This is a genomic window from Streptomyces sp. NBC_01003 (genome assembly GCF_045162695.1).
Lineage (GTDB): Bacteria > Actinomycetota > Actinomycetes > Streptomycetales > Streptomycetaceae > Streptomyces.
Genome location: NZ_CP108707.1, coordinates 1,247,164 through 1,259,631, shown reverse-complemented (window position 1 = coordinate 1,259,631; position 12,468 = coordinate 1,247,164). Strand labels below are relative to the sequence as shown.

General features: G+C 72.5%; 10 protein-coding genes. 4 read left to right on the top strand and 6 right to left on the bottom strand.

From position 1 onward, the window contains the following. Nucleotides 1–53: 53 nt before the first annotated feature. Genes OG698_RS05925 through OG698_RS05915 form a run of 3 tightly spaced genes read right to left on the bottom strand, consistent with a single transcriptional unit; the run spans nucleotide 54 to nucleotide 2,806 of the window. Entirely contained in the window at nucleotides 54–1,007 is a 954-nt protein-coding gene (locus tag OG698_RS05925) for a phosphoglycerate dehydrogenase (protein WP_406101854.1), read from the bottom strand. Then, nucleotides 1,007–1,792, bottom strand: coding sequence for an HpcH/HpaI aldolase/citrate lyase family protein (locus tag OG698_RS05920; RefSeq protein ID WP_406101853.1), 786 nt, complete (start codon nucleotides 1,790–1,792; stop codon nucleotides 1,007–1,009). Before OG698_RS05920 ends, OG698_RS05925 begins: the two co-directional genes overlap by 1 nt. Nucleotides 1,793–1,825: 33 nt before the next feature. Continuing rightward, nucleotides 1,826–2,806, bottom strand: a complete 981-nt coding sequence (locus tag OG698_RS05915) for an aldo/keto reductase (protein ID WP_406101852.1) — start codon at nucleotides 2,804–2,806, stop codon at nucleotides 1,826–1,828. Nucleotides 2,807–3,218: 412 nt separating this feature from the next. On the opposite strand from OG698_RS05915, the gene OG698_RS05910 reads away from it, so the two are divergent. From OG698_RS05910 to OG698_RS05900, 3 genes are read left to right on the top strand one after another with little or no spacing between them, the layout of a single operon-like run. Next, nucleotides 3,219–4,475: a four-carbon acid sugar kinase family protein gene (locus OG698_RS05910; RefSeq protein ID WP_406101851.1), complete on the top strand. Its 1,257-nt coding sequence runs from the start codon at nucleotides 3,219–3,221 to the stop codon at nucleotides 4,473–4,475. Between the two features lie 38 nt (nucleotides 4,476–4,513). Continuing rightward, nucleotides 4,514–5,527: a 4-hydroxythreonine-4-phosphate dehydrogenase PdxA gene (gene pdxA / locus OG698_RS05905; protein ID WP_406101849.1), complete on the top strand. Its 1,014-nt coding sequence runs from the start codon at nucleotides 4,514–4,516 to the stop codon at nucleotides 5,525–5,527. Nucleotides 5,528–5,578: 51 nt separating this feature from the next. Next, nucleotides 5,579–6,361 carry a DeoR/GlpR family DNA-binding transcription regulator gene (locus tag OG698_RS05900; RefSeq protein WP_406101848.1) on the top strand — a complete coding sequence of 261 codons (783 nt, stop codon included), beginning with the start codon at nucleotides 5,579–5,581 and terminating at the stop codon, nucleotides 6,359–6,361. A 147-nt stretch (nucleotides 6,362–6,508) separates the two neighbouring features. Here OG698_RS05900 and OG698_RS05895 read toward each other — a convergent pair whose 3' ends face one another. The 3 genes from OG698_RS05895 to OG698_RS05885 all read right to left on the bottom strand — a co-directional run bounded on the left by OG698_RS05895 (nucleotide 6,509) and on the right by OG698_RS05885 (nucleotide 11,148). Further along, entirely contained in the window at nucleotides 6,509–7,483 is a 975-nt protein-coding gene (locus OG698_RS05895; protein ID WP_406101847.1) for a zinc-binding alcohol dehydrogenase family protein, read from the bottom strand. A gap of 804 nt (nucleotides 7,484–8,287) precedes the next feature. Next, nucleotides 8,288–9,859 (bottom strand): AbgT family transporter, encoded by a 1,572-nt coding sequence (locus OG698_RS05890; RefSeq protein ID WP_406101846.1) that lies wholly within the window; start codon nucleotides 9,857–9,859, stop codon nucleotides 8,288–8,290. Next, entirely contained in the window at nucleotides 9,859–11,148 is a 1,290-nt protein-coding gene (locus OG698_RS05885) for an amidohydrolase family protein (protein WP_406101845.1), read from the bottom strand. Before OG698_RS05885 ends, OG698_RS05890 begins: the two co-directional genes overlap by 1 nt. A 59-nt stretch (nucleotides 11,149–11,207) precedes the next feature. On the opposite strand from OG698_RS05885, the gene OG698_RS05880 reads away from it, so the two are divergent. Further along, entirely contained in the window at nucleotides 11,208–12,341 is a 1,134-nt protein-coding gene (locus OG698_RS05880) for an Lrp/AsnC family transcriptional regulator (RefSeq protein ID WP_406101844.1), read from the top strand. The last annotated feature ends 127 nt before the right edge of the window (nucleotides 12,342–12,468 follow it).

Genomic DNA, 12,468 nt, shown 5'->3' with positions numbered 1-12,468 from the left:
GTACCGAGGTGTCGTAGTGCGGGGGTGCAGGTACTGAGGGGGTGCCCTGTGTCTCAACTCGCCTGGTGGCGCGGCTCCTTGCCCGCCAGTACGCGGACGACGTCCTCGGCCACCATCGCACCCATGGCCTGGTTGGCCTCGGGCGTGCAGGCGGCCATGTGCGAGGTGAGGAGCGTGCGCGGGGCCGCGCGCAGCGGGTGGTCGGCGGGCAGTGGCTCGGTGCTGAACGCGTCGAGGGCCGCAGCCCCGAGGTGTCCGGAGCCGAGCAGGTCGGCGAGCGCGCGCTCGTCGACGAGGCCGCCACGCGCGGCGTTGACCAGGACCGCGCCCTCCTTCATCGCCGCCAGGCGTGCCCGGTCGAGCAGCGGGGTGCCGGACGGGTCGGGCGGCGTGTGGAGGCTGACGGCGTCGGCGCGCGCCAACAGGGCTTCGAGCGCGGCCGGTTCGGCGCCGTGCGCGCGTACGTCGGCGTCCGGGACGTACGGGTCGTGGGCGAGCAGCTCCATCCCGAAAGCGCGGGCGTAACCGGCCAGAAGGCGGCCGATGCGGCCGAAGCCGACGATGCCCAGCGTCCTGCCGTGCAGTTCGGGGCCGAAGAGCTTCGGCCAGCCGCCGGCCGCCACCGCGGTGTGCGAGGCAGCGAGTGAGCGGGTCGCGGAGAGCAGCAGGCCGAAGGTGTACTCGGCGACCGCACGCGAGTTGCTGCCCGGCGCGCACACGACCGGAATCCCTCGCGCGCGGGCGGCGGCCACGTCGATGGTGTCGACGCCGACGCCGTGTTTGGCGATCACCTTGAGGCGGGGCGCGGCGTCCATCACCTCGGCGGTGATCGCGTCCATACCGACGATCAACGCGTCCGCGTCGGCCGCGTGCTTGAGGAGTTCGGCGGCGGGCAGCGCCGCGTCCTCGGACGGGCGCCGGGGACCGGCTCCGGCCTCCTCCAGCATCTGCCAGGGGCGCGCCGAGTGCCGGGCGAAGGTGGGCGTCGTGATGAGGGTGGTAGGCATCAGCGCGCCTCGCCGCGCGCCGCCTGGAGGTGGGACGTCGCGATCTGCTGAAGGTGTACGACGTCGGCGGCGACCGTCGCGAACGTGAAGCCCTCGGCGAGACGGCGGGCGGCGCTCGCGCCGTCGGCGTTGTGGATGCCGGCCGCGATGCCCGCCGTCTCGGCCGCCTTGCGGACGCGGGTGAGGGCCTGCTCGAACTCGTCCTGCACGGACGGGTCGGTGGAAGACGCGCCGCCGATGGCCAGGCGCAGGTCGGACGGGCCGACGTAGATGCCGTCGAGGCCGGGGGTCGCGCAGATCTCCTCGACGTTGGCCAGGCCGTCGGCCGTCTCGATCATCGCGAGGACGGCGGTCTGCTCGTGCGTGTCGGCCGGGTTCGGGCCGATGCGCAGCTGGGCGCGCATCGGGCCGTACGAGCGGCGGCCCAGCGGCGGATAGCGGACGGCGGAGACGGCGTCGGCGGCGTCCTGCGCGGTGTCGATCAGCGGGACGATGACGGCGGTCGCGCCCGCGTCCAGGGCCTTGCCGATGTAGGTGAGGTCGTTGGCCTCGACGCGCACCATGCCGACGGCGGTGCTGCCCTTGGTGTCGGTGGCGAGGAGGTTGTTCAGCATGCCCTGGTAGCCGAAGAGACCGTGCTGGGCGTCGAAGGCCAGGTAGTCGTAGCCGACGCGGGCGAGGCGCTCGGCGGCGACCGGCGAGTCGAGCAACGACCAGTAGCCGATGAGCTGTTCGCGATTGCGCAGGGTGGCGGTGAACTCGGCAGAACTGCGGCCGGTGGCCATGTTGTTGTCTCCGTTACGAGGATGGGGGCGAGGTCATCGGTTGTAGGCGGGCATCGGGCCGCGCAGGTGGGCACCGACCTCGTCGCAGGCGGCCAGGACATCTGCGGGCAGCGGGCCGGCGGACGCGGCGGCGATGTTGGCCTTCAGGTGCTCGACCTTGGAGCCGCCGAGCAGCAGTGCGTCGGTGGAGGGCCGTGAAAGGAGCCAGCGCAGGGCCAGCTCGGTGAGCGGCAGGCCCGCGTCGGTGGCGATGCCGGTGAGGTCGGTGACGGCGCGGAACAGATCCTCGTTCCAGTACCGCTCGCGGTACATCGCGGCCAGCTTCGAGTCGCCGAAGCGCCCGCCGTCCGGGGCCTGTTCGAAGCTGTGGCGGCCGGTGAGCAGGCCGCCGCCGAGCGGGTTGTAGACCATCGTGTGCAGACCGGTGACGGCGGCGTACTCGACGTACTCCTCCTCGATGCGGCGCGCGAGAAGGTTGTGCAGCTGCTGGGCGACGACCGGGCGCGGGGCGCCGACCTCGTCGGCCACGCGGCTGAGCTCGGCGATCTGCCAGGCCGCGAAGTTGGAGACACCGAGGGCGAGGACCTTGCCCGCCTGTACGAACTCGGCGACGGTGGCCAGGGTTTCGGCGAGCGGTGTCCTGCGGTCGGGCTGGTGCAGATAGAAGAGGTCGACGTGGTCGGTGCCCAGGCGCTTGAGGCTTCCGTCGAGCGCAGTGCGCAGGCCCTCGGCGGAGAGCGGCGCGTGGTCGCCCTGGTCGGGGTGCGGGATGCCGGCCTTGGTGGCGAGAACCACCTGGTCGCGTCGGCCGGGCAGCAGCTCGGCGAGGATGCGCTCGCTCTCGCCGCCCGCGTAGCCGTTGGCGGTGTCCACGCCGGTGATGCCGGCGTCGAGCGCGGCGTCCAGCATCGCGGCGGCCGTCGCGCGGTCCGCGGTGTCGCCGAAGGTCATCGTGCCGAGGGCGAGAGGGGACAACGGGACAGGGACGTGCGGGAGTTCGAGGCCGACGGTCACGGCGGGTTCCTTCCGGTGCGGGTAGCGCAAGTGGTGCGGGTCGTGCGGTCTCGTGCTTGTGCGCGATCTCGTGCGTGATGTGCGCATCGCGGGTGGTGTGGCGTGTGGCTGCGCGGCTTCGACCGGTCGCCATGGTGGTTCCCGGAGGTGCGCTGCACTGCGGCCAAGTGCGGTGCGATGTGCTGCGTTCTGCTGCGATGTGCGGTGCAAGCCGATGTGCGCCGTGCTGTGTGAGCCGGTACGCGTCGCGTCCACGAGGGCGACGCGGTCCGCGGGTGAGGGCCGTCGGCGCCACCGGAACGCTCGCACGACTGCGTGAATCGCGCAAGAGGTCTCGCGCACTTCGCGCAATCTGTGCCATGATCCGGACCGGGCCGCCCAACGCCGGGCGCGCCCAAGGAGGTTCGATCCCGTGGCTTCCCTGCCCCCGCCCCCACGCCCGTCTGTCCCGCCGTCCGCTTCTGTGCCCGTACTGCGGTACGTCCTCGCGCTCGCGGACGACCTGTCCGGCGCGGCCGAGACCGCCTGTGCGCTCGGCGGACCCGTCCGTCTGTCGCTCACCGCCGCCGACGTGGCCGAGAGCCCTGGCGCGCACGACCTCGTCGTGGACCTGGACACCCGGCACCTGCCGGCCGCCGAAGCGGCGTACGCCGTGCGGACGGCGCTGCGCGCGGCGCAGGCCGGCCCGCCCCGGCTGCTGTACAAGAAGGTCGACTCACAGCTGCGCGGCCACCTCGCCGCGGAGGCAGCCGCCTACGCCGAAGGGGCCGGGGCCGTCGTCATCGCCCCCGCGCTGCCCGCGGCCGGGCGCACCGTGACCGGCGGCGTGGTGCACGTGAACGGCGTTCCGCTGCACTGCACCGACGGCTGGCGCGCGGAGCGTGCGGCCGCGCCCCGCTCGCTCCCCGAGGCGCTGTCCGGCCTGCCGGTCCGTACGGTTCCCCTCGGCGTCGTACGGTCCGAACCCGCCGTACTGGACGCGGAGTTCCGGCGGATCGCCGACTCCGGTGCGCACCCCGCTCCGGACGCCGAGACAGACGCCGACCTGGATGCCGTGGCCGCGGCGGCGCTGCGGCTCGGCCCCGGATTCCGGCTCTTGGGCAGCGCTGGTCTGGCACTCGCACTCGGGCGCGCGCTGGTGCGTCCCGCTGCCGTCACTCACCCGCCCGCGCCCGCCCAGGACCGCGCCCCGCTGCTCTTCGTCGTCGGGACCGCCGAGCCCGCCGCGGTTGCGCAGATCGCGCACCTCACGGCGCTCGGCGCTCACCATGTGCCGCTGGATCCGGCCGACTTGGCGGCGGGCACAGCCCGCCTGCCGCGCATCGCCGCCGCTCCCGCCCTGACCGTGCTGTCCATCGACGGTTCGGCAGGACTGCGCCCCGGCGCGGGGCGGGCCCTCAGTGCCACCCTGGGCGCACTCGCCGCTGCGTACCCGGGCTGCCCCGACCTCGTCCTGACCGGCGGCGAGACCGCTCGCACCACCCTGGACGCACTGGGAATACGGGAGTTGGAGCCGCTCGGCGAGATCCACCACGGCGCCGTCCACTCCCGCACCCCTGACGGCCGCCGCGTCGTCACCCGCCCCGGCAGCTACGGCGCCGAGGACTCGCTGCTGCGCATCGCTGCCGCGCTACGACCTCGCCTGGCCGCCGCCCCGGCAGCCACCTGAACCCTTCACCACCCGCCTCCCGCCTAGGAGTTGTCCGTATGAGCACCCCCCTCCCTCTCATCGCCGTCACCATGGGCGACGGTGCCGGCGTCGGCCCCGAGGTCGTCATCGCGGCCCTGCTCGACGACGCCGTTCTCACCCGCTGCCGTCCGGTCGTGATCGGCGACGCGCCGCGGCTGCGCGAGGCCGCCCGCATTCTCGGTCTGGACTGCGAGATCGCCGCGGTCGACCACCCGCGCGACGCCGAGTTCACGCCGGGCCGCGTCAATGTCGTCGACCTCGGTCTGCTCCCCGCCGACCTGCCCTGGGGCAAGCTGTCGCCGGTCGCGGGCGACGCCGCGTACGCGTACATCGCGCGTGCCGCCGAACTCGCCGTGGCAGGAGACGTGCACGCCATCTGCACCGCCCCCCTCAACAAGGAGGCCCTGCACGCGGCGGGCCACATCTACCCCGGTCACACCGAACTCCTCGCCCACCTGACCGGGACCGAGGAGGTCTCGATGATGCTCTCCACCGAGAAGGTGAAGGTCATCCACGTCACCACGCACATCGGCCTGATCGACGCCGTCAACCGCATCGAACCGGGCCTCGTCGAGCGCACGGTGCGCCGCGGTCACGAGGCCATGGTGCGCGCCGGCACCCCGAACCCCGTCATCGGAGTCTGCGGCATCAACCCGCACGCAGGCGAGAACGGCCTGTTCGGCTACGGCGAGGAGGGCGAGAAGATCGTCCCGGCCCTCGAGAAGCTGCGCGCCGAGGGCGTCGACGCCCGCGGCCCGCTCCCCGCCGACACCGCCTTCTTCCTCGCCGCGCGTGGCGACTACGACCTGATCGTGGCGATGTACCACGACCAGGGCCACGGCCCGGTCAAGGTCCTGGGCATCGAGGCGGGTGTCAATCTCACCGTGGGACTGCCCGTCATCCGCACGTCCGTCGACCACGGCACCGCGTTCGACATCGCCGGAACGGGCGCGGCGGAGGCCGGTAGCATGGTCGAGGCGCTGCGCCAGGCGGCTGAGATGGCGACGGCGCCGGTCGCTCCGGCGGCCTGAACCGCCGTCCCCTGCACGGCCGTTACCACCGCACCGTAGAGGACTCCGTAGATGCCGCCGACCACATCCCAGGCACGACGCGACCGCATCGTCCACCTCGCCACCACCACCGGCCTCGCCAGCGTCGAGGAACTCTCGCAGCTCTTCGACGTCACCCCCTCGACCATCCGCCGCGACCTCGCCCGCCTCACCACGGAGGGCCGCCTCGCGCGCACCTACGGCGGCGCGATGGCGCTGTCCGCGCACCCCGAGGCGTCGCTGCGGCAGCGCACGGGGGAGGCGTACGAGGAGAAGCGGGCCATCGCGCAGTGGGCCGCCCGGCAGGTCGAGCCGGGCGAGACCCTGCTCCTCGACGCCGGTACGACGGTGGGCGCGCTGGCCCACGAGCTGCGCGGCGCCAAGGAGTTGACGGTCGCGACCACGGGCCTGACGGCCCTGCACGCCCTCGCGGACGCGGAAGGCGTGGACGTCGAATGCCTCGGCGGCACGCTCCGCCCGCTCAGCCAGGGTTTCGTCGGCCCGCTCACGGAGGCCGCGCTCGAGCACATGTCCTTCGACCGGGTCTTCCTCGGCGCCGACGGCGTCACCGTCGACCGCGGCATCTGCGAGGCGGACCTGCGCCAGACCCGCCTCAAGGAGCTGATGACCCGCCGCGCCGACCGGGTCTACGTACTTGCCCACGGTGCCAAGCTGGGGCGCGCGCCGTTCCACGCCTGGGCGAAGCTGCGGAAGGAGTGGACCCTGGTCACGGACGCATCGGCGCCCGACGCACAGATCCGCGCCTTCGAGGCGAGCGGGGTACGGGTCGAGATCGCCCCGACCGGGGGAGCATGACGGAAGGGTAGTTGCCGATCCTGGCGTGCCTGTCCGTTGCGCCCCTTGGGCCCGCACGGATCTGCGGCGTCCGGGGCCTCGGACGTCCACCAATCCGTCCACGCCCCGGCGACGCCGCAACGCCGGCCGTCAGCCGCCTCGGCGCGGTCAGCCCAGGTCGAGCACCACCTTGCCGATCGCCTCGCCCGTGCGCAGCCGCCCCACCGCCTCCTCGAGGCGGTCGATGCCGTAGCGCTCGTACGGCAGCGTGAGCTTGCCGGAGGAGAGGTCCGGCAGGAGGCGTGCGACCTCCGCGGCGACCTCCTTGCCCCGGCTGATCATGTTGACGGGGAGCAGCGAGACATCGGCGAGGAAGAAGTCCGCGAGGTCGAGGGTGAGCTCGCGGCCCGCGGTGTAGCCGACGAGCGCGGCCCGGCCGCGCGGGCGGACCAGACGAAGGGCGCCTTGCAGGATCTTGCCGCCGACCGTGTCGATGAGCACGTCGACCTTGCCGCCGACCGCCTCCTCGGAGAGGTCGGACGCGAGCACCGCCTTGGCGGGGGCGGGCACATGGGGCAGTTTGGCCGGGCGGCCGACCACGCCGACCACCTCGGCACCTGCCCGGGCGGCCAGCTGCACCGCCATCGCGCCGACCGCGCCCGACGCGCCGGTGACCATGACCCGCTCACCCGGCCGTACCTGGGCGATCGGGTGCACGGAGGCCCAGGCGGTGCCGACGGGGGAGAAGTAGATGCAGGCCAGGACCGGGTCGGTGCCCTCCGGCATGATCTCGACGGCGGCATCGGGCACGAGCACGTGCTCCGCCCAGGCGCCCGCACGGCTGAGCCCGAGCCCTTCGCCGCGCACCCGGACGAGCGCGCCCTCGGGGTGGGTGCCGGAGGCGAGGACGGTGCCGCTGCCCTGCGTGCCGGGTACGGACGGCAGGTCGGGCAGGATGCCGAACTGTCCGTCGAGGACGTTGAGGTCCAGGTGGGCGACCGTCGCCGCCTTCATCCGTACGAGGGTCTGCCCGGGCTGCGGCTCGGGAACCGCCCGCTCCAGGAGACGCGGCAGGGTGCCGAACTCCTCCAGGATCAGGGCTCGCGAGGTGGGAGCGGCGGTGGCTGAGGTGCTGCTGCTCACGTGCTTTCGGTCTCCGATCGTCCCCGTTGTCCGCAAGGTGCCGTCGTTCATACCTTAGCTCCGTACTTGTGTAGTACACGTATCGCGATCGCGCCGAGCCCGGAAGGTGATGGTCGTGATGGCTGCACGCTTCCGGAGGACAGCGGGCGCGTGAAGCGAGGCGTCTCGTCTGGCGGACCGACCTGGTTGAGGTGGCACCGAGGCGTCCATACGCTCCGTCGATTCCCGGGCCCTATCGGCAAGGAGTGCCCATGCCCCGAAACCTCACGACCGAGCACGCGTCCGCGACACGGCGCGTGGTGACCGCGTCCGTTCGTCGACGACGAGAAGCGGCGGGGTGCGGGCGGGCACGGGCGCATCGACCACGTCGATCCCACACCCGACGGCTCGCACCTCCAGGGTCTGTGGGACAGGCGGCGCGGCTTCCATCGCGCAGGCGAGGAGGTGGCCCTCACCCGGTACGTGGTCGACGCGCTGACCGTGCTCGACCGCGTCGAGGAGGGCCACGAGGCCATACGCCGCTACGAGATGGAGCCACGCCTGCCGCGGATCACCGCCCGCACCCTCGCGGTCTGTGCGCCGGACGCCACTACTCCCGGCCGTCCCTGCCGAAGTTCGCGGCGGCGCTCGGCTGCGGGACCCGGGTGCTGTCCGACGGGCATGTGGCCGCGCCGGAGCAGGTGCCGCAGGAGTTCGCCGAGGTCGTCGCGGAGTGGGTGGCCGGCGGCTGAGCCCGTACGCCGCCCGACGGGAAGGCGCCCCCACCGGAAGTCTCCGGTGGGGGCGTAGCCGTACGCGTGAGCGTCACTTGACGCCGATGCGCGCCCCCGGCCCCAGCGGCAGGTCGAAGCCGTAGAACACCGCCAGGATCCCCAGCCACACCACCAGGAACGGCAGCACGAAGATGGCGAGGCGGGACATCAACGTGCCCAGACGTGCCTCGGGTTCGTACTGGCGAAGCAGAGCGAGGAGGAGGAACAGGTAGGTGTTCATCGGGGTGACGACGGCAGTCGCCGAGTCACCGATGCGGAACGCCGCCTGGCTGACCGCCGGGCTCATGCCCAGGAGCATGAACGCCGGGACGAAGACCGGGCCGACCAGGGACCACAGCGCGGACCCGGAGACCACGAAGAGGTTGAGGAAGGACACCAGGAGCACGAAGCCGATCAGGGCCCAGAGGCCGGTGAGGCCGACCGAGTTGAGGCCGGCCGCGGCCTTGACGGCGAGCAGGACGCCGACGTTGGACCAGTTGAACAGGGAGATGACCTGGGCGGCGACGAACATCAGGACGACATAGCCCGCCATGCTCTTGACCGAGTCGGTCATCGCCGTCACCACGCCGTCCGAGCTCTCGATGGCCTTGGTCGTGATGCCGTACACGAGCCCGGCGATCAGGAACGCGCCGAACAGGACCGGCACGATGCCGGAGAGGAGCGGTGACGGGACGAGCGCGCCGCCCTTGCCGCGCAGCGGGGCGCCGTCGGGCAGCCACAGGGACAGCACCACGGCCGCGTACGCGGCGACAGCCAGGCCGGTGACGAGCAGGCCGCGCCGCTGCACCTTGGTGAGGGACAGGTTCTCCGGTGCCTCGGCCTCGCCCGCCGCCGGCCGGTACGCGGGCAGCCGCGGCTCCAGGACGCGGCTGATGAGGAAGCCGCCGAGCAGGCCGAGGATCAGGCTGCTGGACGCGGTGAAGAAGTAGTTGGCGAGCAGGTTGAGGTCGAGGTCGGCGCCGCCCGGCAGGACCGCGGCTGCCTGCTGGGTGATGCCGATGTAGAGGGCGTCGAGGGAGCCGATGGTGAACCCGGCCGCGTAGCCCGCGGTGACGCAGGCGAATCCGCCGATCAGGCCGGCCACCGGATGCCGGCCCGCGTTCTTGAAGACGACCGCCGCCAGCGGCGGCAGCACGATCGCTGCGACGTCGCTCATCATGTGGGCCTGGCAGGCGACGAGGGCCACCAGATACGGCAGCAGCGCCCGTGGTGCGCGCGACAGCGTCGCCCGCATCACCGTCTCCAGGAGCCCCGCCTTCTCCGCGAGCCCCACCGCCATGATCATCAGGAGTACGGCGGCCACGGGCGGGAACGTCGCGAAGTTGGTGACCAGGTTCTCCACCAGCCAGCGGATCCCCTCATCCGTGAACAGACCGGTGATCTGCCGGGTCTCGTCCGTCCCCGGCACGGTGACCGACACATCGGCGAGCGCGAGCGCCGTGGAGATGACGGCGAGGAGCACGAAGAGGCCGGCGAACAGGACGATCGGGTTGGGCAACGCGTTGCCCGCCCGCTCGATCAGGGCGAGCACCCGGTCGATGCCGCGCGGTTCGTCCCCGTCGTGGCTCGGCGCGGGGGCGGGCAGTTCGGTTACTGATGGCATCAGGGGCGCCTTCCGTCGTCGAGGCCGAGCAGGTCCTTGCGGACGACGCCGTCCTGGACGACGCAGACTATGTTGGCGGGGTCGCCGAGAATGCCGATGTCGGTCAGCGGGTCGCCTTCGCACAGGACCAGATCGGCGATGCGCCCGGCGGTCACCGTGCCCAACCGGTCGTCCACACCGAGGAGTTGGGCCGAGGTGCGAGTCCCCGCGACGATCGCGTCCATCGGAGACATGCCCAGATCGACCAGGTAGGACAGCTCCATGAGGTTCACGCCGTGCGGGCCGACGGCGGCGTCCGTGCCCATCGCGATGCGGGCGCCCCGCTCGATGGCGTGGGCGATGTTCTCCTTGGTGATGCCGGACCAGCGGACCTTCTTCTGGTAGTGGTAGTCCGGCATGGTGTCCTTGTTGATCCCTGCGTAGACCGTGGACAGGGTCGGGACGACGAACGCACCGCGCTCGCCCGCCAGGTCGAGGGCCCGGTCGTCGATCCCGTAGCCGTGCTCGATGCTGGTGACGCCGCCGCGCAGGGCGTTGAGGATGCCCGCGGTGCCCTGGGCGTGCGCGGCCACCGGCTTGTCGCCGTGCCGCCGCGCCTCGTCGACGACGGACCGGATCTCCTCCTCCGTCAGGCCCTCGTCGTCGGGCTGGTCGTACGGGCTGCCCATGCCACCGGTGGCGCAGACCTTCACCAGGTCGGCACCCTCGCGGATGACCCGGCGCACGGCGAGACGGGCCTCGTCCGCGGTGTCGGCCAGCTCGGACATCCCGTCGCTGAGGTCCGTGCCGTCGGGCAGCCGCACGTCGCCGTGGCCGCCGGTGTGGCTGATGACCCGGACGGCGGTCTGGATGCGGGGCCCCACGATGCGACCGGTCTCGACGGCGGTGCGGTAGCCGGAGGCGAGGCCGGCCAGGTCACGGACGGTGGTGATACCCGCGTCGAGGGTCTGCTTCAGGCGGCCGGCGGTGTCGAGGGTGACCAGGATCCGGTCGAGCTCACCGCGGCGGCCCGGGTGCGCGCCGTGGGCGTAGGACATGTGTACGTGGCAGTCGAAGAAGCCGGGCAGCAGGGTGCGGCCGCCGGCGTCGACCGTCCGGACCTGCGGGTCCGTGTTCCGGACAGTGGTCTCGGGCGCTTCCGCGGCGGGACCCGCGTAGGTGATGATCCCCTCGGCGTCGACGAGCACGACCGCGTCGTCCAGCGGGGACGCGCCCGTGCCGTCGACGAGGCGGGCGTTGGTGATCCGCAGCGGGGTCCTGGCGGCCTCGTGCGTGATGGGGTGGTTCATGGCGTGCGGTCACTCCTGGAAGTGCGTTGAAGTCGGAACCGGTTGGAGGGGAGTGTGGGATGCGGACGTCGTCGCTGCGTGACAGCGCAGATTTCGTACGGGATTCCCGTGCGACACGCAGGGAAGTGCCGCCCCTGGCGGTGCAGGAATACGCCGGGCCCGCGTCCGGTCAGGAGCTCGGGGATCTCGACGAGCTCGACCGCGGCGTCGTGCACGCCCTGCAAGTTCATCCGAGGGCCCCGTGGACGTTGGTCGGCGATGTACTCAAGGTCGATCCGGTGACGGCCGCGCGGCGCTGGCACCGCCTCGAGGAGGCGGGCCTTGCTTGGGTGACCGCCTATCCGCGCCTGACCGACGCCCGGATCGTGGTGACGGGCCTCGTCGAGGTGGATACCGAACCGGGGGCCGCGGAGGACGTGGCACGGGCCCTGGCCGAGGACCCGGCGGTGCCGAACATCAAGCTCACGGCAGGCGGCCGGGACATCGTGGCCGCGGTGCAGACGCGAAGCCTGGACGAACTGTCCCGCCTCACCGGGCACTTGTTCCAGCGGACCCCCGGCGTGCGGGCGACGCGTACGCATGTGTCGACAGGGCTGCCGACCGACGGCAGCCGGTGGCGCCTGCGCAGCCTGGACGCGGCGCAGAGCGAGCGCCTGGCGGAGGCCGCGGCCGCGGCCTGCCGCACCGGGTCCGCCGAGCCGACCCGATGGGACGCGCTGGACGCGCGACTGCTCGAACTCCTCAGCATCGACGGCCGGATGTCACTGCGCGACCTGTCGGCGGCGAGCGACGCGAGCCTGTCCACAGTGCGCCGCCGGACGCAGTCCCTGCTCGCGTCACGGCTGCTGCTCCGCTGCGACCTGGCCCGCCCGCTGTCCGGATGGCCGCTGTCCGCGATGTACTTCGCCTCCGTGCCGGGTCAGTACCTGGAGGAGACCAGCCAGGTCCTCGCCGGCCTGCGCGAGGTGCGCTCCTGCGCCATCACGGCGGGCCCGCACAACCTGGTCGTCGACGTCTGGCTGCGCACACTGCACGACGTGCACACCTTCGAGGCGCACGTGTCACGCAGGCTGCCGCGCCTGACGGTCACCGACCGCTCGGTGGTGCTGCGCACGGTCAAGCACATGGGTCGGCTCCTGGACCGCGACGGACACAGCGTGGGGGTCGTGCCGCTGCGGCATCCGGAGGACTGAACAGCCCGCGGCCCCGCCGTCAGCCGTCGCCGCTGGGAGCGCGCCGACAACACGTCATGAGGCGGGAAGTCGAGGGGCGATCGGCCATGATCAAACGGGAGGGCAAGGAGCAGCATCGGATCGAGTG